Below are 20384 nucleotides of genomic sequence, written 5' to 3' on the forward strand. Positions count from 1 at the left end.
CTTTCCTCACATCATGCTCGGCCTGTCCCGAGCATCTATCGACGTCTCGATTGTTCGATGTGGCGGCAAATCCTCGGCACAAAGCCGAGGATGACAACGGAGAGCTGGGCAAGCCCGACCTCTATTCCGCAAACGCCCCCTGTTTACGCGTCCAGCATCTCCCGCACCGCTTCGGCAAGCTGCTTGAGCGAGAAGGGCTTGGGCAGGAAGCCGAACTTGGCGTCGGCCGGCAGATTGCGAGCGAAGGCGTCTTCGGCATAGCCGGAGACGAAGATGAACTTCATGTCCGGATAGGACTTGCGCAGTTCGCGAAGCAGCGACGGGCCGTCCATCTCGGGCATCACGACGTCCGAGACGACGATATCCACCGCGCCGTTCAGCTCTTCCATGATATCGAGCGCCTCGACGCCGGAACCGGCTTCGTGGACCGTGTAGCCGCGCGTTTCCAGCATGCGCTTGCCGCCGCGCCGCACCGCCTCCTCGTCCTCGACGAGAAGCACGACGGCCGAGCCGCCGGTGAGATCGCGCGGTTCCTTTTCCGGCACCTGCGCGACGGCAGCCGGCTGCTGCTCCCCGGCCTGCGGGGCTGCCGCGACGGCTTCCACCGGAACCTCTTCCTCCATATGACGCGGCATGAGGATACGGAAGGTCGTGCCCTTGCCAACTTCGGAATCGAGATAGATGTAGCCGCCGGTCTGCTTGACGATGCCGTAGACCATCGAGAGGCCAAGACCGGTGCCCTTGCCGACTTCCTTGGTGGTGAAGAACGGCTCGAAGATCTTGTCGATGATCTCGGGCGGAATGCCGGTGCCCTGGTCCGCGACCTCGACTTCCACATAGTCGCCCGGCGGCAGGTCGCGCAGGTTGCGCGCGGCGGCCTCCTCGGCCTCCACGTTGCGGGTGCGGAAGGTGATCGTGCCGCCGTCCGGCATGGCGTCGCGGGCGTTGACGGCGAGGTTGATCAGCACCTGCTCGAACTGGCCGAGGTCGGTCTTCACCGGCCAGAGGTCGCGGCCGTATTCGACGTCGATCTTGACGTTGGTGCCGGTCATCCGGTCGACGAGCATGCGCAGGTCGCCGATGACGTCCGTGAGGTTGAGCACGGTCGGGCGCATCGTCTGCTTGCGCGAGAAGGCGAGAAGCTGGCGCACCAGCACGGCGGCGCGGTTGGCGTTGCGCTTGATCTCCATGAGATCGGCGAAGCTGGCGTCGGCGGGGCGCGCGGAGAGCAGCAGGTGGTCGGAGGACAGCAGGATCGCCGTCAGAACGTTGTTGAAGTCGTGCGCAATGCCGCCGGCGAGCGTGCCGACCGCGTTCATCTTCTGCGTCTGCGCCATCTGCGTCTCGAGCGCCTTCTGCTCGGTGATCTCGACGGCATAGACGATGGCCGCCTCTTCCGGCGCCTCCTCGCTCTGGTCGATGACGGCGTTCACATAGAAGCGGAAATGCCGTCCGTCGTCGCCGGGATGCAGCGAATCGAGCGGCGGGATGTCGCCTTGCCGGTCCTTGGCGGCGTCGAGCGCCGATTGCAGGCGCAGGCGATCCGTGTCGTGCACGATGGTCTCGAGCTTGGCGCCCCGGTCGATATCGTCGCGCGAGACGACACCGGAGAAGAGCTTGAGGAACGGCGCATTGGTGCGCAGGATGCGCCCGTCGCCGTCGACCGAGGCGATGGCCATCGGCGTGTTGTTGAAAAAGCGCGTGAAGCGCATCGAGGCGATGGAGGCGGACTGATCGGTCTCCCCGCCCTCCTCGCGCGCCAGCACGATGGTGCGGCTTTCGCCCGGCGCGCCGTCGCGCATGGAGGAGACGCGGTGCACGATGCGCACCGGCAGGCTCTGTCCATTGGTCTTGCGCAGGTCGAGGTCGAGCGTCTCCGTGCGCTTGAGGCCCGGCTCGGCCTGTACGGACTGGATGAGCGCCAGCCCCTCGCCCGCCACCACGTCGGCGATCGAGAGCGAGCCGGGATGGAACTTGGTGAGGTCGATGCCAAGCCATTCGGCGAGCGTGGCGTTGAGATAGACGATCTCGCCCTTGCGGCCGGCGGAGAAGAAACCGGCCGGTGCATGGTCGAGATAGTCGATGGCGTTCTGCAATTCCTTGAAGAATCGCTCCTGGTCGTCGCGCTCGGAGGTGATGTCGGAAAGCTGCCAGATGTAGAGCGGCTGCTTGTCCTTCTCGCGGCGCGGCAGGACGCGCGCCTTCAGCCGATACCAATGCGCGCCGGAACCGCTGGCCTCGGCGGGATTGAGGGCCTTCTGGACGCGGAACTCCTCCGCGCCTTCCTTGCCCTCGTGCAGGCCGTTGGTGAGGCGATAGACGGCTTCGGTGGCGTCGCGGTTGCGCGACAGCAACGTTTCGAGCGTCTGCACCTCCGTGTCGCCCCGCGCGCCGGTCAGCGCGCCATAGGCCGCATTGGCATAGACGATGCGGCCCTTGCGGTCGGTGACGACCGTGCCATCGGGATGCGAATCGAGGAAGGCGCGGGCAAGCTCGTCGGAACCGGCCGCCTGCGGCATGATCTCGATGAAGCCGATCAGCGCGGAAACGACGAAGAAGATGCCTGCCATGGCGAGCACGCCGAGGACGCCGAGCACCAGTTCGTTGTCGAGCTGGTTCTTGAAGACGATGAAGGCGCCGGCGGAGGCCGCCAGCACGAGGGCGAGCAGCACGACGCGCAACGCCACCGCCGGCCGCGCATCGCGGTCCACGATCGGCACATTGTCTTCGCCCGGCCGCTTCATCGTCGCCATCAATCCCTCGTCTGCAACAGTCCGGTCTTGCGCTTTGCCCGGACCCGATGCCAGAATCATGTTTATCCGTCCGAGGGAAGCGCAAAAAGCCGTGGAAGGAAAGCAAAGCCGCGAATTCACAGGGAATATTCCCGGCCGGACCGCTGCAATTTCAGCATGCCGCCACGGCCGGGAGGCAATAAAGGCGGCATTCGGCGCTGGACAAGGCGCGCCAAGCGCTTGTACCAGCCTGCAAAAAGCCTTCAAATGCAGCCAGTGTGACGAAACGGCAACCTGCCGACAAGGAGTGACCGCGCCATGTTCCCAGAGATCCTTGGAGAGAACGGCCCGAAATTCGTCGTCGCCGCGGCGGTCGTGCTGCTCGGCCTCCTCTGCCTCGCGCTGGTCCTGTGGATCGTCCGCGGTCGGCCTTCCTCGCCCTTCATTCGCGGCGGACGCAACCGCACCCCGCGTCTTGCCGTGCTGGACGCGGCCGCCATCGACACGCGCCGTCGCCTCGTCCTGGTGCGCCGCGACGACGTGGAACACCTCGTCATGATCGGCGGCCCGACCGATATCGTCATCGAATCGCGCATCGTCGCGGCTTCCGCCGAGCCGGCCGAGAAGCCGGTCCAGAAAGCCGAGCGCGCCGAGCCTGCGCCCGTCGTCCATGAGGCGGCTGCCAGAGTTGCCGAAACGCCTGTCGCCGCGCGCCCGGCGGCCGTTGCGGCGGAACGCCGTCCCGCCGCCGCGCCGGAGAGCGTCTCGGCCATGGGCAAGGTGCTCTATTCCGGCGATGACGAGGCGGCCGTCCGTGCCGTCCCGGTGCGCGCTGCGGTCTCCCAGCCCGTCACCGCCGCACAACAGGTGCAGGCGCAGCCGGCAACGGAACGACGCGTTGAGGATCTCCTGGAGCAGAACCGCCAGCGCGTGCTGGCCCAGCAGCCCGCCGCGACGGCAACTGCACAGGCGGCGGCAGGACAGGTCGCCCAGCGGCCGGCAATCAGCGTCGCCGAGGCGCGCCCCACGGCCTCCGCCGCCGACAATCCGGCACTGGTCAGCGAATTCGAAAAAATCCTCGAAGCCGAAATGACGAGCAACGCCGCGGCGGCCGGTGCGGCGCGCACGGCCGTCCAGCCGACCGCCAACCCCACGCAGACCGCCGCGATGGCCGGTCACGGCCAACAGGCGGCGAAGAGCCGCGAGGAGACCGAGGCGGAAATGGCCCGCCTGCTCGGCGAGATCGCGGCAAGCCGCAAGAGCTGAACCGGGCGGAATTCGAAGTACCGCTTCTTCGCCATGCCCGGCGCTGGCCTCGGGTATCCCAAGTATCGTTTTTCCGATGTGCTGGCAGGCCGAGGTGCCGCGGCAGATGAAGTAATGCTTACCAAAAGAAAGGCCGCCGGAAACGTTTCCAGCGGCCTTTCTTCTGGTTCACACCGATGCCCCGCAGCCCGAAAGCTCCCTGGCATCGGACATGTCCGATGTTCGATCCTCGTTGCCGCATCTTGCGGGCCTCCTCAGACCCGCAGGAAACGCTCACTCGTCGCGATACACCTTTTCCCGACGCTCATGACGCTCTTGCGCCTCGATCGACAGCGTGGCGATCGGGCGGGCGTCAAGACGCTTGAGGCCGATCGGCTCGCCGGTTTCCTCGCAATAACCGTAGGTGCCTTCGTCGAGGCGCTGGAGCGCCGCGTCGATCTTGGAGATCAACTTGCGCTGGCGGTCGCGAGCGCGAAGTTCGATGGCACGGTCGGTTTCCGAGGATGCCCGGTCCGCGAGGTCCGGGTGATTGGCGCTTTCTTCCGCCAAATGATCGAGGGTTTCGCGCGCTTCGCGCAGGATATCGTTTTTCCAGGCGTTCAGCTTCGCTCGAAAGTAAGCCCGCTGGTTTACGCTCATGAATTCTTCGCCCTCGTCGAGGACGAAATTGCTAAGATCGATCTTCTCACTCAACGCGATTCTCCTGAAGAACATCTCAAGGCGCGCTGTATATCCCCACGGGTAACGCGATTCAAGCCTTCCGGGACTTACCCACGGTTTTCGCGCGTGCCTTTATTTTAGCCAATGCCAGACTAATATTTCATCAAGATTACAACGGGATACCGGCACGTTCCGCGCAAACGGCCCAATGCAGACCTCCCGGCCCTGCCGAAACGGCGCACGGCAAATGCCCCGTTTTCGGCGCCTGCCCCTAATATAGGCACAAGACTCACATCTATAAGGTCCATGGTGGCGTGTTTTTCTTTCGCGAGGCTGGCGTCGATGCCGCCCTTCGCAAAAGCGGTTGATCTTTGCCGAAAGGAAAGACATGAAGTCTGGACGGCGCGGATGACCCGCCGCAGGCGGATGGAGGACAGACTTGGCATCTTTCGGCGCGCCGGCCTTCCGGCTCTATCTCCTTCGCCACGCCCATGCCGGATGGGCGCAGCCCGGCCAGTCGGATTTCGACCGCACGCTCGATGACGACGGCTTCGCCGAGGCCGAGGTGATCGCGGAGGAAGCCGCCGACCAGGGCTACAGGCCCGGCCTCATCATCGCCTCCACCGCCATGCGCTGCCGCCAGACCGCCGAGCCGTTTCACCGCGCGGTCAGTGAGGAGCTTGCCATCGACTATGTCGACCAGCTCTATTCCGGCACGGTCGAGACCTATGCGGAACTCGCCTTCGCCGAGCGGCAGGAGACCTCGGTGATGATCGTCGGCCACAATCCGATGATCGAGGAATTCTTCCATCGCCTCGCCGGCAAGGAGATCGCCGAGACGGCGGCGCCCCTCGGCTATCCGACAGCGGGCCTAGCCATCCTCGATTTCGATATACGCCCGACACAGGAAGACCATACCGGCGCCTGCCTTCACGGCTTCATGACGCCGCGACCGGCCCGCTGAACAAGAGATGCCTCTTTTACCGCCGGATTTCGTTTCCTATATCGCCGTCGAAGCTGGAAAGAGACCGTGCCGCCTAGCCTGACGACCTTCACCGACGAAGCCCTGCTCGCGCTCGACGCGCTGACCGGCCGTGCCGCCAATCTCGTCAACCCGTCGATCCGCCTCGGCGTGACGGGTCTTTCGCGCGCCGGCAAGACGGTCTTCATCTCCTCCCTCGTGCACAATCTCCTCAATGGCGGCCGCATGCCGCTCTTCGAGGCGGGCCGCTCCGGCCGCGTTTCGAAGATCCGGCTGGAGCCGCAGCCGGACGACGCCGTGCCGCGCTTCCAGTACGAGGATCATATCCGCGCCCTCGTCGCCGACCGCCTCTGGCCGGATTCGACCCGCGCCATCTCGCAACTGCGCCTGACGCTGGACTACGAGAGCGCTTCGGGCTGGGGCCGCCTGTTCTCGCCGGGCAAACTCTCCATCGACATCGTCGATTATCCCGGCGAATGGCTGCTCGACCTGCCGCTGCTCGGCCAGGATTTCCGCACCTTCAGCGAGAACACGGTCGCGCTGGCGCGCTCCGGCATCCGCGCCGAACTTGCCCGCGACTGGCTGGCGCTCGCAGCCACCGTCGATCCCGCTGCCGAGGCGCAGGAAGCGACGGCCCGCACGCTCGCCGAAGCCTTCACCGCCTATCTGAAAGCCTGCAAGTCCGACGAACGCTCGCTCTCCACGCTCCCGCCCGGCCGCTTCCTGATGCCCGGCGACCTCGAAGGCTCGCCCGCCCTCACTTTCGCGCCGCTGCCGAACCTTTCCGCCGGCAACCCCGCCAAGGGTTCGCTGCAGGCCATGATGGAACGCCGCTATGAGGCCTACAAGACCCATGTGGTGCGCCCCTTCTTCCGCGAGCATTTCGCCCGGCTCGACCGGCAGATCGTGCTTATCGACGCGCTCCAGGCCATCAATCGCGGCGCGGAGGCGGTGCACGACCTGGAGCGGGCGCTCGGCGACGTGCTCGATTGCTTCCGCGCCGGCACCAACAGCTTCCTCTCCTCCTTCGTCACGCGCCGCATCGACCGTATCGTGATCGCCGCCACCAAGGCCGACCATCTGCACCACGAAAGCCATCCCCGGCTGGAAGCGGTGACGCGCCGGCTGGTGGAACGCGCCGTCGAGCGCATCGGCATGAGCGGCGCGGGCATCGAGGTGATGGCGCTCGCCTCCGTGCGCGCCACCCGCGAGGCGACGGTCAAGCATGACGGCGAGGAGCTGCCGGTCATCGTCGGCGTGCCGATGGCAGGCGAGAGGATCGACGGCGAGATCTTCGACGGCGAACGGAAAACTGCGATATTTCCCGGGGACTTGCCGCAGAATCCGGATTCACTTTTCGAAGCGCTTGAATCGTCTCCTGAAGGCGCGCCGCCGCATCTTCTCAATTTCGTTCGCTTCCGCCCGCCGCATATCGAGGAGACGGGGGGCGGCCTGAAACTGTCCGTGCCGCACATAAGGCTCGACCGCGCGCTGCAATATCTCATCGGAGACCGGCTCGCATGAACGACCGCCCGCGCAAGCCCGCCGCCTTCGCCCTTCCGGCCGATGCTTCGGCAAGGGAACCCCAGAGCGAGAAAAGGCCCCGTGCCCCAGCCGCCTTCGACGAGGCGGTGCGGCTGACGCCGGATGCCGAGGACCCGTTCATCGCCACGACCGCCGACCTGCCGGACCTCGCGCCGCCGGTCGCGACCCCGCGCCCGCGCCGCCTCACGCTCGGCGGTGTCGCCATGGGTGCGCTCGGCCTGCTCCTGTCGCTCGCCATCGGCCTTTGGGTGGATGCGCTGATCCGCGATCTCTTCAGCCGCAACGACTGGCTCGGCTATCTCGCTCTCGCCGCCGCGGCCATCGCCGTGCTCGCCCTTCTCGGCGTGGTGCTGCGCGAACTCATCGGCCTTCGCCGCCTCGCCGCCGTGCAGGACCTCAAGCGCGACGTGATCGAGGCCGCCGCCTCGCCGAAACCATCCGCCGGTCGCGCCATCGTCGCCCGCCTCGTCGACCTGCTCGCCGCCCGCCCGCAGACGGCGCGAGGCCGTGCCCGGCTTACCGAGACGGAGGGCGAGATCATCGATGCCGCCCATCTCGTCGATCTTGCCGAGCGGGAACTGATGGAACCGCTCGACCGGGAAGCCCGCGCGCTGATTCTGGGCGCCGCCAAGCGCGTCTCCATCGTCACGGCCGTCAGTCCGCGCGCGCTGGTCGATCTCGGCTATGTGATCTACGAATGCAGCCGGCTGGTGCGCGGCATGGCGGAGCTTTACGGCGGCCGGCCGGGCAAGATCGGCATGCTGCGGCTGATGCGCGACGTCGTCGCCCATCTTGCCGTCACCGGCTCCATCGCCATGGGCGACAGCCTCGTGCAGCAGGTCCTCGGCCACGGGCTGGCGTCCAAGCTTTCCGCGCGGCTTGGCGAAGGCGTGATCAACGGGCTGATGACGGCGCGCATCGGCATCGCCGCCATGGATCTGTGCCGTCCCATGCCCTTCCGCGCCCTGAAGCGCCCCGGCATCGGCGATTTCATCGGCGACCTGACACCGGGCGGTGGAAGCGGTCGTCGCGACGAGGCGTGACCGGACGGCAACACCCCGTTTTTCAGGCGCCGACACCCCATCAAATGACGAAGGACAAGGCGACGGGAAACCGTCCATTAACCATTTTCGCGCAAATCTCGTTCCACCAAAGCAAGGCCGGAAGGCCCTCGCCCATCAAGGATCGTTCATGTACCCGCGCACTTCTTTGATCGCCCGCGCCTCCGTAGCGGCCATTCTCGCAGCCACCGCCTTCGCCCCGCCGGCCATCGCCAGTCCGCGCGACAAGGCCTTCTTCGATCAGGTCGCCGGCAGCTGGCAGGGCAGCGGCGAGATCGTCGCCGGCAAGTACAAGGGCACCAAATTCAATTGTGACCTGACGGGCGAAAGCGCGGCCGCCAAGAGCGCCGGCATCCAGCTCGACGGCTTCTGCCGCGTCGGCGTGTTCAAGCAGCCGATGTCGGCACTGATCACCAAGGCGGGCGCCACCTACAAGGGCAAGTTCCTCGACGGCGCGAACGGCAAGGGTCTAGATATCATCTCCGGCCAGGTCGCCGGCAACAAGGTCGTCGTCGGCATCAACCGCCAGAAGCTGAACGGCGCGATGATCGCCCGGCTCGAAAGCGACAACAAGATGAATATCACCATCTCGGTGAAGGTCGAGAACAAGATGGTGCCGGTCATCGGCCTGTCGCTCGACCGCAATCTCGACGACATCGCCGTCGGCTCGATCAAGTAGGCGTCAGAGCTTCCACCAGTCCGGGCCGGCATTTGCCGGCTCGATGCCTGTTATATCCGCATCCCGCAGCCAGTCCGCGACCGCCCGCCCCCCGACCTCAAGCATGGGCGCGACGTCGGCAAGCGGCATCAGCACGAAGCCGCGCGCCGTCATGCGCGGATGCGGCAGTTCCAGCCGCCCTCCCGATTGCTCCGCCCCTTCGAAGGTCAGCACGTCGATATCGATGGTGCGCGGCCCCCAGCGCTCCTTGCGCTCGCGCTTCATCACCCGCTCGATATCGAGGCAGGTGTCGAGCAGGGCCTCGGGCGCAAGCGTCGTTTCCACCAGCGCGCAGGCATTGAAGAACCAGTCCTGATCCGTCTTGCCCCACGGCGGCGTCCTGTAGAGCCGCGACACGGCAAGGACGCGACTGTCGGGCCGGGCATCGAGCGCACGCAGCGCCTCGGCCATCGCCTGCACCGGATCGCCGATATTGCCGCCGAGACCGAGCGTCGCCTTGCGGAAGACCTCAGACGGCATGGTCCACCGTCACCTGCACATAGTCGAGCACGCCGGGCACCGGCGCATTCGGCTTGCGCACGGTGATGCGGGCGCGGGAAATCTGCGGGAAGCGGGCGCAGAGCACGGTGGCGATCTCCTGCGCCAATGCCTCGATGAGATAGCGGCGCTGCCCGGTGACGATCTTCTCGATCTCCTGGAAGGCGACGCCGTAATCGACTGTCGATTCGATGGCGTCGTCGGAGAGCGGGCGCAGCGGCCGCACCTCCAGTTCCGCATCGACGAAGAAGCGCTGGCCGAGGAACTCCTCGGCATCGTGCAGGCCATGCCGGGCGAAGAAGGCGCAGTTCTTGAGCGTGATCGTATAGGTGGTGGTCATGATCTATTCCTGTCTGGCTGGGTGAGCGGCGCGCGCCTCGCGTTCCGTCACCTTGCGCCCCGCGGCGAGCATAGCATCCGCCATGGCTAGCGCATCCCTGTTGATTGCGACATCGTGCACCCTGAAGACCGCCGCGCCTGCGACACGCAGCAGGGCCGTCGTGGCAGCCGTGCCCGCGTCCCGCTCCGCCGCCTCGCGGCCGGTCACGGCCCCGACGAAGCGTTTTCGCGAGGTGCCCGCGAGAATGGGCAACTCGAAACCGAACAGTTCGCCGAAGCGCGCCATAAGTTCGAGGTTCTCGTCCGTTTCCTTGGCAAAGCCGAAGCCGGGGTCGAGCGCCATGGCCTCGCGCTTCACGCCGGCCTCGCGGGCGATCTCCAGCGACCGGCCGAGGAAGAGATACTGGTCCTCCACCACGTCCGGCAGCTTCTCGCGGTCGCGCCCGGTATGCATGATGCAAAGCCCCGCCCCGGTTTCGGCGGCCACGCGGGCAATGCCCGGCTCGCGCTGCAGGCCGTGCACGTCGTTGACGATATGCGCGCCGGCGGCAACGGCAAGGCGCGCCGTCTGCGCGCGATAGGTGTCGACGGAAATGATGGCATCGGTGGTGCCGGAAAGCGCCTCGATGACGGGCAGGATTCGGTCCTGCTCTTCCGCCGCCGTGACCGGCGCGGCGCCCGGCCGGGTCGATTCCCCGCCGATATCGACGATTTCCGCGCCCTGTTCCAGACAGAGGATCGCCTGCGCCACCGCCCTGTCGGCACTGTCGAACCGGCCGCCGTCAGAGAAGGAATCCGGCGTGACGTTGACGATCGCCATCAGAATGCCACGCGGACCGAGTTCCAGATGCCGGCCATGGGCCAAGGCCCAGCGCAGGGGCGCGAACGGCGAGAACATGACGGTTTCCTTCCCCGATTAACCAGCGCCCCGGAAAGGGTGTTGCGCTCGCCGAGCCTATGCCCCAAGCTTAAGGGAAGTTCAACCGGCCCCGTCCGCCGGCACACCATCGGGCGACCGATGGCGAAAGGAATACAGATTTCGATGACGCCCATCGCCCGCCTGATGGCCCTTGCCGCCCTCGCCTACCTTCCCCTTCAGTCCGCCCATGCCGAGACCATCGCCTCCAAGAGCTATGCCTATTTCCCCATCGGCGGACGCACGGCGGCCGAACTCGACGAGGAACTGTCGAAGCGCGGCCCGGTGATGAAGCACAGCGGCGCGCGCCATCCGGGCGCCACGCGCATCAAATGGGGCGGCTCGGTCACCTATGTTCGCCGCGGCGGCCGCTGCGCGGTGGGCGACGCGAAGGTCACGCTCTCCACACAGATCATCCTGCCGCGCTGGAAGAACCGCAAGCGCGCCACACCTTCCCTCGCCCTCATCTGGGACACGCTCTCGCGCGATATCAAGCGCCACGAGGAACGCCACGCGGAAATCGCGCGCAACCACGCGCGCGAACTGGAACGCACCCTGCGGAAGCTGCCGCCGGAAGCCGACTGCGAGCGCATGCAGGCGCGCGTCGACCGCGCGACCGCCGATGCCGTCGCCCGGCACGACGCCGATCAGGCGCGCTTCGACAGGATCGAATCCAAGAACTTCAACGACCGGATGATGCGCCTGCTGACGCACCGCCTCAAAAGCACGGACTGAGTAAAGCCTACCCGTCCGCGCATGTATTTCCCGAAGAGTCCCGAGTGGAACGACCGGCGCTCAGGCGCGGAACGGTGTCGTATGCGTAAAATAACTGATGAATTCTAGCGATAGCGCAATTCCGCAAATCATCGTACTGTCAATTCAACAGTGAACGGGAAGACGATCTTTCTTCCCGTAATGGCATGAAGCGGTTTCCAACAGGTTCTCCTGGCGCGTCCCAATAGAGCAGCAGGTGTCTCCTCCCTCGCCTGTCTGCGATGCGCCCTCCTGGCCTCGCTCGTCCTGACCGACCGGCGAGGCTCTTTTTTGCGCGCCTATTCTACGAAAAGCCGAAACTCTTCTTGCTGCGCGAAGAAGAAATGACCCGACATGCAAACGGCCCGCACCCTGCGATGCGAGCCGTTCGATCGAACGCCGATGGAAAGCGATGTCAGGCCTGGCGTTCCGGCACGTGAACCACGAGCCCGTCGAGCGCATCCGACATCTTGATCTGACAGGAAAGGCGCGAGGTCGGGCGGACGTCATAGGCGAAGTCCAGCATGTCCTCTTCCATCGCTTCCGGCGGGCCGACGGTGGCGCTCCAGGCGTCGTCGACATAGACATGACAGGTTGCACAGGCGCAGGCGCCGCCGCATTCGGCTTCGATACCGGGCACGGAGTTGCGCACGGCGTTTTCCATGACCGTGGAGCCATTGGCGACATCCAGTTCGTGGCGGGTGCCGTCGAAGGCGACGATGGTAAGTTTGCTCATGATGGGTTCCGGATCCTGTAAGGCTGCCCGAAGCGGGCGAATGATCGACCGGCGGAGGCTGGCCCGAGCCGCCGGTTTTCCGGCGGTTGTTTCCAACAAAACCCCTCGCCAGTCAACATCGCGCGCCCGGCCGGGTGCGGGCTGGCCCGGACGCGCCATCGGCTTTTCCCACCGCGCCGGGCGGTCCGCGCTCAGCGGCAGAGTTTCAGGATGAAGTTTTCCGCGTCCACGACAGCCGCCGTGACACCGGCGAGCGCTGCGGCATCCGCCGGGTTTTCCTCCAGCGCACCGGCGGCCTTGCTGACCGCGACCGCGCCGACGGACTGGGCCGAGCCTTTGAGGCGATGGGCGGCGGCGGCGCGGGCGTCGCCCTCGGTGGCCGCCAGTTCCTTCATGCTTTCGCGGGCATGCCGCGCGAACATCTGCAGCACTTCCAGTTCGAGCGCCTTGTCGCCCATGGTCTGGCGGGCAAGGTGTACCAGATCGATCGGCCGTCCGTTTGCGGGACAGGCGCCGCCTGCATTGTCGGGCGCTTCGAATGCGATGTTGAGCGCTGCCATTTGCCAATATCCTTATATACGCTACGTACGCTGTTTCGTTGTGATGCACGCAGATGCCGGCGTGGCGTGGACGCTTTCCGCCCGCCGCCCCCGGGGACACGGGAGTTTCATTCTGCGTGGCGGCGGCGCCTATCCGATTAAAAGACGGCGCAAAATGGGCATGAATCGCAAACTATGGTTAACGGCTTAAAAATTGCCGTTTTCTCAAGTTTTCCATCGCGATACAGAATCGCCTCCCTTTAACTTCCTGTTAAGTTTCGGGCGAAGGGAGATGGCAATCAATTGTGTGATACAGGCTAATGTGTCACTACGATACGACCGGATAGTCCCGGTGGATAAGCCGTGAGCGGAGTACACCGCTTCGTCTTTTCGGTCTATCGAGCGAATTTGGAATGAACGGCGGTCCGGACGCTGCTTGCCATGAGGGTATGCAGCAAGACCGGCCACCAACCGGACGGTTCGAATGCGCCTGAGCAGCGGCAGCGCGCATGAAGCCCGATCCCGGACATGGTAACGAGGCGTATCCGCATGGCGACGAACAAGTCCACCGAGTCGATCGACGAGAAGGCCTTCCAGGCCCTTGAAGAAGCACTGAAAATCGACTTCGACGATCTGGTGCCGGAAACGCCTCCCAAGAAGGATGCTTCGGAGGCCCGCGTGTCTGACCCGGCAAGCCGCATTCCAAACAAGACGCAGGACAAGCCCGCAGGCCAGCCGGCATCCGGCGAGACCCCGCGCAGCCTGAACCCGGAACCCGCCCCCAAGGCGCCGGCCTTCACCCCGGCCAACGACGGCGCGCGCAAGACGCCGGCGGCGATCCTGAAGTCGCTCGACATGCGCTCCTCGCGCGGCCCCATCCGCATGGCGATCCTCGCCTCCGTTCTGTGGGTCATCGGCGGCCTCGGCATCGCCAACCTGCTCTATGCGCCGCAGATCTGGCAGATCCGCTCGGTCGCCGACCTCGTCGCCCTGCCCGGCGCCATCGGCATGCTCGTCGCCATCCTGATGCCGATCATGCTCTTCTTCGCCTTCGCGGTGATGATCGCGCGCGCCCATGAACTGCGCAGCGCCGCCCGCTCCATGGCCGAAGTCGCCCTTCGCCTCTCCGAGCCGGAGACGGTCGCCAGCGACCGCATCATGTCGGTCGGCCAGGCTGTTCGCCGCGAAGTCTCGGCCATGAACGAAGGCATCGAGCGCACCATCGCCCGCGCCACCGAACTCGAAACCCTCGTCCATTCGGAAGTCAACGCGCTCGAGCGCAGCTATTCCGACAACGAAATGCGCGTGCGCACCCTCGTTCAGGAACTCGGCTCCGAGCGCGAGGCGATCGTCAGTCATGCCGAGCGCATCCGCTCCTCCATTTCCGGCGCGCATGAACAGCTCAAGGACGAGCTGGCGAGCGCCGGCGACAGCATCACCGCGCGCATCGCGACCTCGGGCGAGGCCTTCGCCTCCATGCTCGACACGCGCGCCGCCCTGTTGATGGAACAGTCCGACAGCGCGACGCAGACCATCGGCGCCATGCTCTCGGCCCGCACCGACAGCCTGCTCTCCACGCTCAGCTCCTCGGGTCTGGCGCTCGCCAACGAGTTCGACCACCGCCTCGACCTGCTGACCAAGAACCTCGATTCCCGCGGCCGCGACCTGCTGCAGCAGTTCGAGACGCGCGCCTCCTCGCTCGACACCAACACGGAGAAGCTGAACGCGGCGCTGAACGAGCGCGCCAAGCAGCTCAACGAGACGCTGATCGCCCGCACCCGCGAGATCAGCGAGAGCCTGTCCATCGGCCAGCAGGCCGTGACCGGCGGCCTCGACCATGTGCTTCAGTCGATGAACGCCGCGCTCGACGAAAAGGGCGCGCAGTTCCGCCAGAGCCTGAAGAACGCCGCCGATGACACGGTCATGGACCTCGACCTGCGCTCCGGCTTCTTCGACGAGCGCATGCAGGCGACCGTCGGCCAGATCGCCAGCGCCTTCGACCAGCGCGTGGAAGAGTTCGCGCAAGCCTTCGACCAGCGCGCCGGTTCGCTCGATTCCAAGCTGATGGAAAGCCTCGCCCGTATCAACGAGACGGTCGCCAGCGGCCACGATTCCATCGACGGCATCCTCACCTCCAGCATCGAGCGCCTCGGCAACACGCTCACCGACCAGTCCTTCGCGCTGGCGACGACGCTCGCCACCAGCCAGGAAGTGCTCGAACACGCCGTTTCCGGCCATGCCGATGCGATCAGCAACGCCGTCGGCGGCGCGCATGAACGCATGGGCGCGATCCTGACCGAAAAGTCCGCCGCCCTGCTCGGCGGCCTCGCCGACGTGCAGAACCGCATCGAAAGCGGTTTCGGCGTGCGCGCGGAGGCTCTCGCGGAAAGCGTTTCCGGCAGCGAGCGCCGTCTTGTCGAGGCGCTGGATTCGCGCGGCACGGCCATCGCCACGGATATCCAGGCGGCACAGGCCCGCATGGAAGAAGCGCTCGGCGCCCGTGCCGACGAGATCACCTCCACCATCGCAGCCAGCCACAACCGCCTCGACAGCGCGCTCACCGAGCGCACCGCCGCCCTCTCGGCCATGCTGAACGAGACCGGCAGCCAGCTTGAAGAATCGGTCGGCTCGGCGGCGAACCGCGTCGAGACCGCGCTGACGGGCGCCGCCCGCCAGATCGACGAGGTCATCACCGGCCGCACGGCCAACCTCGCCTCGGTGCTCTCCAACAGCGCCGGCTCCATGCAGTCGGCCATCGATTTCGCCGCCAACCGCGTCGAAAGCGTGCTGACCGAAGGCAGCCAGCAGCTTGGCGGCGTCCTGCATGGCCAGGCCGCCGAGTTCGCCGACGCCTTCTCCGGCCGCGCCGCCGGGATCGCCGAAGCCCTGTCCGGCCGCGCCTCGGAGCTTGCCGGCTCGCTCGTCTCCACCCATGAGCAGATCCGCGCGACGCTCGACGACCGTATCAACGCGATCAACGTCGCCATCGCCGAAGGCCGCAACCAGCTCACCGAGACGCTGAACGATCAGGCAACCTCCATCGGCACCTCGATCGCCACCAGCGCCGGCATGCTGGAAATGTCGCTGGAGCAGCACGAGGAAGCCCTGCGCCGCACCATCGACGGCAGCGCCGCCCTTCTCGACCAGCGCGTGCGCGAAAGCGCCGGCGCCGTCGCCGAGCGCCTTGGCGAGACCACCGCGCAGATCGCGGAGGCGGCAAACGCCTTCGGCACGCGCATGGAACAGACCGTCGACAGCGTCGCAAGCCGCTTTGACACGACGGGCAGCAAGCTGGAGGAGAACCTCGGCAAGCTGGAAGCCCGCATCGAGCACAGCGTCGAGCATGTTTCCGGCATCGTCGACACCGCCGCCTCCCGCATTTCCGACACGCTCTCCGAGCGCCTGACCGAAATCGACCGCGTGGGCAGCGACGTGTCGCTGCGCGTCTCCGACGCCCTCTCCCGCCCGATCGCCGAAGTCGACCGCATCGGCGACGAGACCACGGCCCGCATCGCGGCAGCGCTTGCCGGCCGCGTCGGCGATATCGAGCGTATCAGCGCGAATGCCGCCGACCGTATCGAAGGCGCGCTTTCCGGCCGCCTGGAGGATATCGAACGCGTCAGCGCCGCCGCCGCGGATCGCATCGAGGGAACGCTGTCCAGCCGTCTCGGCGATATCGAGCGGGTGACCGGCAATGCCGCCGAGCGCATCGACGGTACTCTCGCGAACCGCGCCGGCCAGATCGAGCGTCTTGCCGAAGAAGCGGCCGAACGTATCGACGGCGCACTTGCGAACCGCACCAGCCATATCGCCCGCGTCACCGGGGAAGCCGCCGAGCGCATCGACGGCACCCTTGCCAGCCGCGCCGGCGACATCGAGCGCCTTTCCGGCGAGGCCGCCGAACGCATCGCCGCGACCATCGACGAAAAGACCGGCCGCATCGAGGAGCGCCTCGGCACGATGGACCGGGCGCTGACCATCGGTCTCGACAGCGTGAACCGCACCATCGACGGCAAGGCCGCGGGCCTTGCCCAGACGCTGCGCGAAGCCGTCTCGCAGGCCGCCCAGGACATGGACGCCGAAGCGATCCGCTCGGCCCAGTCGCTCGCCAAGACCGGCGAGGAATTCGCCAGTCTCTCGACCTCGCTGCGCGGCGCGGTCTCCCGCGCGGCTCAGGAAATGGGTGTCGAAGCCCAGCGCGCCGCCGAAAATATCGCCAAGACCGGCGAGGAATTCGCGGAGAACCTGTCGGCCCGCAACGAAGCCTTCACCCGCGCCGTCGAGGAGACCACCTCCTCCGCCGTCGCCCGCTTCGCCGAGACGGAAGGCCGTCTTGCGAACCAGGCGCAATCCCTGCGTACCGGCCTCGGTGACGCCGAGAAGGCACTGGAAGCGCGCGGCGCCTCCATCCGCTCGGCCCTTGACGACCGCACGCGCGAACTCAACTCCATGCTGGCAAGCCGCACGGAGGAACTGTCGCGCCTCATCAACGAGGAAGCCCGCCCGGTCATCGAGGACTATGCCGCCGCCGGCCGCGAAGCCGCCGAACGCATCACCGGCGTCGCCCGCGACAGCGCGGAACGCCTGCGCAACGAGAACGCCGCGCTCATCAACGCGATCTCCGCCCGCACGGCCGACACGCTCGCCGCCATTTCCGCCCGCACGGAAGAAGCCGCCGGCGCGATGCAGGCCATCGAGAACGGCCTGCAGGCCAATGTCGAAAGCCTGATCGCCCGCCTTTCGGACAGCAACGGCGCGATCGCCGGCATGGTCGATGCGGCGAGCCAGACGCTCGGCGCCATCGACGGCCGCCTGACCTCGACGGCCGAGCGCTTCTCAACCTCCGCCGAGCGCGCCTCCGACATGGTCGCGACCACCTCGCGCCTGCTGGAAGGCAAGGTCGACCGTCTCTCCGACATCTCCGCCGGCACACTCTCGCAGATCGGCGGCATCGTCGGCCGCTTCGAGGACCACTCGAAGATCCTGTCGCAGGCTTCCGACCTCCTCGCCGCCGCCCAGTCGAACCTCGTTTCGACGCTGGAGGAGCGGCAGGACGCGCTGCGTTCGCTCTCCATCGGCCTCGTCCAGCGGTCGGAAGAGATCGAGAAGACCATGCAGTCGCTGGAAGGCATGGTCGAAGGCGCCTTCAGCCGCGCCGAGGAGCGTTCGAACCTCATCGCCGGCAACCTGCGTGGCGGCATCCAGTCGTCCTTCGCCGAAGTCGGCCGCATTCTCGGCGAGACCGAAAAGCGCGCGGAAGCCGCGGCCACCTCGCTGCGCGACCAGCTCGTCAAGGCCGGCGAGGAAGCGGGCCAGTCCGTCGAGGGCGCCTTCGTGCGCGCCGAGGAACGGACGAAGGAAGTCGCAAGCCGCCTGCGCGGCAGCGTCGGCGCCTCGCTCTCCGATGTCGATCGCCTGCTCGCCGAATCCGGCCAGAAGTCCGAAACCGCCACCGCCGCCATGCGCGACGCGATGCGCGAGGCCGTCGAGGAAGCCATCGGCAAGTTCTCCGGCGCGACCGAGGAAATCCGCCGCGCCGCCGGCGAGATCCGCAAGGAACTCGACCAGACGCGCGGCGAACTGAAGCGCAGCGCCTTCGACCTGCCGGAAGAAGCCAAGGAAAACGCCGCCCAGATGCGCCGCGCCGTCAGCGAGCAGATCAAGGCCCTTCAGGACCTCTCCGACATCATCGGCAAGTCCTCGTCGGCGCTGGAAGTCTCCCGCCCCGTCGCGCAGGCAGCCGCGGCACAGGTCGCCCAGGCGATCCAGCCTGTGCAGCAGCAGCCCCGCATCGAGCCGCGCCGCGAGGAGCAGACGCCGCTGCGCGGCAGCCTCGGCCTGGAGCGTGCGGCCGCCGCCACCGTGCCGCAGCGCACGCAGCCCCAGCCCGCCGAGGCCGATGCCAAGGCGGCCGGCGAAGGCGGCTGGATGCGTGATCTCCTGCGTGGCGCCGTCTCGCGCGAGGAAGCGCAATTCGGCCAGCCGCGCAGCGAAGGCCAGGCTGCCCGCCCCGCCGACAATCGCAACCCGCGCCACGTCGTCGAATCGCTGAACTCGTTGTCCGTCGATATCGCCCGCGCCATCGATCACGATGCCTCGGTCGACCTGTGGCGCCGCTACCAGCGCGGCGAGCGCGACGTCTTCACGCGCCGTCTCTACACGCTGAAGGGCCAGCAGACCTTCGACGAGATCAAGCGCAAGTATGAGCGTGAGCCGGAATTCCGCACTGCGGTCGACCGCTACATCTCGGACTTCGAGAAGCTGCTCGCCGACGTCGCCCGCAACGACCGCGACAAGGTGATGACGCAGACCTACCTCACCTCGGACACCGGCAAGGTCTACACCATGCTGGCCCACGCCGCCGGCCGCTTCAACTGAGCGGAAAGCTATCGGAAAGAAGAAACGGCCGCCCATGAGGCGGCCGTTTCTTTTCGCCCGCAGCGCCTTGCCCCATCACCCACATTTGAACCGCCAGAACCTTATAATCCGGGGCCGCAGCCTCTATATCCCTTCCAACGCGCCGTGCGGCGCATGGGAAGAGAGAAGAATATGATTCTGATACAGGGATTTGGCCGCGCGCTGGCAATGCTGGCATTGGCGTTGATGGTGATGATGACGGTGGTGGATGTGGCGGAAGCCCGCCGCGCCGGCGGCGGCTTCGGCAGCCGTGGCACCCGCACCTTTACGACGCCATCCACGACGCGCACCGCGCCGACCGACGCCCAGCCGATCGACCGCACGATGACGCGTCAGCAATCGGCCCAGCCCTCCGCCAGCCGCAACAGCACCGCTAACGCACCCCGGCCGGGCTTCTTCAACGGCTTCGGCGGCCGGCTTCTCGGCGGCCTGATGCTCGGCGGCCTCGTCGGCATGCTGCTCGGTTACGGTCTCGGCGGCGGCATCGGCTTCCTCGGCCTCCTCCTGCAGGTCGCCCTGATCGCCGGCCTCTTCATGGTCCTGCGCCGCATGTTCGCGCAGAGGAACGCTCCGGCCTATGCCGGCGTGCCCTCCTCCGCCCGCAATACGCAGGACAACAACAGCACGCCCGGTTTCCAGATCCCGCGCATCGGTAGCGGCGGCCGCCAGCCGGCCACCCAGCCCAAGCCGGGCGACGAGATCGGCATCCAGCAGGCAGACCTCGATCAATTCGAAGGCATGCTGAAAGAATTGCAGGCCGCCTATGCTGCGGAGGATTTCCGCACGCTGCGCCAGATCACGACGCCCGAGGCCATGTCCTATCTCGCCGAAGAGATCGGCGACAACGCCACGCAGGGCCTCAGGAACGAGGTGCGCGATATCCATCTCGTCCAGGGTGACGTCGCCGAGACCTGGCGCGAAGGTACGGACGAATACGCCACCGTCGCCCTGCGCTACGAGAGCATCGACGTGATGCGCGACCGCGCGACGGGCAAGCTGGTTTCCGGTGATCCGGACACGCTCACGGAAGCCGTCGAGGTCTGGACCTTCCTGCGCAGGAACGGTAGCGACTGGAAGGTTTCGGCCATCCAGGGCGTCGAAGCCGGCTGATCGGGGGGCGCTGGCCCCTCATCCCGCTGCCGCGACCTTCTCCCCGCAAGCGGGGAGAAGGAAACTGTGCGGCATTCTTCTTCGCCAGCTTACATGTAGAAGGTGGGGCCTT

General features: G+C 66.5%; 15 protein-coding genes. 8 read left to right on the forward strand and 7 right to left on the reverse strand.

Annotated elements, in window-relative coordinates; all coding sequences use genetic code 11:
• Nucleotides 1-143: 143 nt before the first annotated feature.
• Nucleotides 144-2744 carry a cell cycle histidine kinase CckA gene (gene cckA / locus MOE34_RS09900; RefSeq protein ID WP_431522436.1) on the reverse strand — a complete coding sequence of 867 codons (2601 nt, stop codon included), beginning with the start codon at nucleotides 2742-2744 and terminating at the stop codon, nucleotides 144-146.
• Between the two features lie 306 nt (nucleotides 2745-3050).
• Here cckA and MOE34_RS09905 point away from each other — a divergent pair, with 306 nt between their 5' ends.
• A complete protein-coding gene (locus MOE34_RS09905; RefSeq protein ID WP_242223285.1) occupies nucleotides 3051-3998 on the forward strand; it encodes a flagellar biosynthetic protein FliO in 948 nt (315 codons plus the stop codon).
• Between the two features lie 273 nt (nucleotides 3999-4271).
• On the opposite strand, the gene dksA is transcribed toward MOE34_RS09905, so the two are convergent.
• Nucleotides 4272-4691 carry an RNA polymerase-binding protein DksA gene (gene dksA, locus MOE34_RS09910; RefSeq protein ID WP_242223286.1) on the reverse strand — a complete coding sequence of 140 codons (420 nt, stop codon included), beginning with the start codon at nucleotides 4689-4691 and terminating at the stop codon, nucleotides 4272-4274.
• 406 nt (nucleotides 4692-5097) lie between these two features.
• Between dksA and MOE34_RS09915 the strand changes: the two genes are divergently transcribed.
• The 4 genes from MOE34_RS09915 to MOE34_RS09930 all read left to right on the forward strand — a co-directional run bounded on the left by MOE34_RS09915 (nucleotide 5098) and on the right by MOE34_RS09930 (nucleotide 8925).
• A complete protein-coding gene (locus MOE34_RS09915) occupies nucleotides 5098-5622 on the forward strand; it encodes a SixA phosphatase family protein (RefSeq protein WP_242223289.1) in 525 nt (174 codons plus the stop codon).
• Between the two features lie 66 nt (nucleotides 5623-5688).
• On the forward strand, nucleotides 5689-7164 hold the full coding sequence (locus MOE34_RS09920; RefSeq protein ID WP_242223291.1) for a YcjX family protein: 1476 nt from the start codon (nucleotides 5689-5691) through the stop codon (nucleotides 7162-7164).
• Nucleotides 7161-8228: a YcjF family protein gene (locus MOE34_RS09925; RefSeq protein ID WP_242223293.1), complete on the forward strand. Its 1068-nt coding sequence runs from the start codon at nucleotides 7161-7163 to the stop codon at nucleotides 8226-8228. The genes MOE34_RS09920 and MOE34_RS09925 overlap by 4 nt, the downstream gene beginning before the upstream one ends.
• Nucleotides 8229-8376: 148 nt before the next feature.
• A complete protein-coding gene (locus MOE34_RS09930; RefSeq protein ID WP_242223295.1) occupies nucleotides 8377-8925 on the forward strand; it encodes a hypothetical protein in 549 nt (182 codons plus the stop codon).
• 3 nt (nucleotides 8926-8928) lie between these two features.
• Here MOE34_RS09930 and folK read toward each other — a convergent pair whose 3' ends face one another.
• From folK to folP, 3 genes are read right to left on the reverse strand one after another with little or no spacing between them, the layout of a single operon-like run.
• Complete coding sequence (folK, locus tag MOE34_RS09935; RefSeq protein ID WP_242223298.1) at nucleotides 8929-9444, reverse strand: 2-amino-4-hydroxy-6-hydroxymethyldihydropteridine diphosphokinase; 516 nt, start codon at nucleotides 9442-9444, stop codon at nucleotides 8929-8931.
• Entirely contained in the window at nucleotides 9434-9802 is a 369-nt protein-coding gene (folB, locus tag MOE34_RS09940) for a dihydroneopterin aldolase (RefSeq protein WP_023512200.1), read from the reverse strand. Before folB ends, folK begins: the two co-directional genes overlap by 11 nt.
• Before the next feature lie 3 nt (nucleotides 9803-9805).
• Nucleotides 9806-10699 (reverse strand): dihydropteroate synthase, encoded by an 894-nt coding sequence (folP, locus tag MOE34_RS09945; protein WP_242223300.1) that lies wholly within the window; start codon nucleotides 10697-10699, stop codon nucleotides 9806-9808.
• Nucleotides 10700-10843: 144 nt separating this feature from the next.
• Between folP and MOE34_RS09950 the strand changes: the two genes are divergently transcribed.
• Complete coding sequence (locus tag MOE34_RS09950) at nucleotides 10844-11452, forward strand: DUF922 domain-containing Zn-dependent protease (RefSeq protein WP_242223301.1); 609 nt, start codon at nucleotides 10844-10846, stop codon at nucleotides 11450-11452.
• Between the two features lie 433 nt (nucleotides 11453-11885).
• On the opposite strand, the gene MOE34_RS09955 is transcribed toward MOE34_RS09950, so the two are convergent.
• Nucleotides 11886-12206 (reverse strand): 2Fe-2S iron-sulfur cluster-binding protein, encoded by a 321-nt coding sequence (locus tag MOE34_RS09955; protein ID WP_160856616.1) that lies wholly within the window; start codon nucleotides 12204-12206, stop codon nucleotides 11886-11888.
• A gap of 191 nt (nucleotides 12207-12397) precedes the next feature.
• Nucleotides 12398-12766 (reverse strand): Hpt domain-containing protein, encoded by a 369-nt coding sequence (locus MOE34_RS09960; protein WP_242223303.1) that lies wholly within the window; start codon nucleotides 12764-12766, stop codon nucleotides 12398-12400.
• Nucleotides 12767-13294: 528 nt separating this feature from the next.
• On the opposite strand from MOE34_RS09960, the gene MOE34_RS09965 reads away from it, so the two are divergent.
• Nucleotides 13295-19123 (forward strand): kinesin, encoded by a 5829-nt coding sequence (locus MOE34_RS09965; protein WP_242223305.1) that lies wholly within the window; start codon nucleotides 13295-13297, stop codon nucleotides 19121-19123.
• 171 nt (nucleotides 19124-19294) lie between these two features.
• On the forward strand, nucleotides 19295-20272 hold the full coding sequence (locus tag MOE34_RS09970; protein ID WP_242223308.1) for a Tim44 domain-containing protein: 978 nt from the start codon (nucleotides 19295-19297) through the stop codon (nucleotides 20270-20272).
• The last annotated feature ends 112 nt before the right edge of the window (nucleotides 20273-20384 follow it).

Source organism: Shinella zoogloeoides, from assembly GCF_022682305.1.
Lineage (GTDB): Bacteria > Pseudomonadota > Alphaproteobacteria > Rhizobiales > Rhizobiaceae > Shinella > Shinella zoogloeoides_B.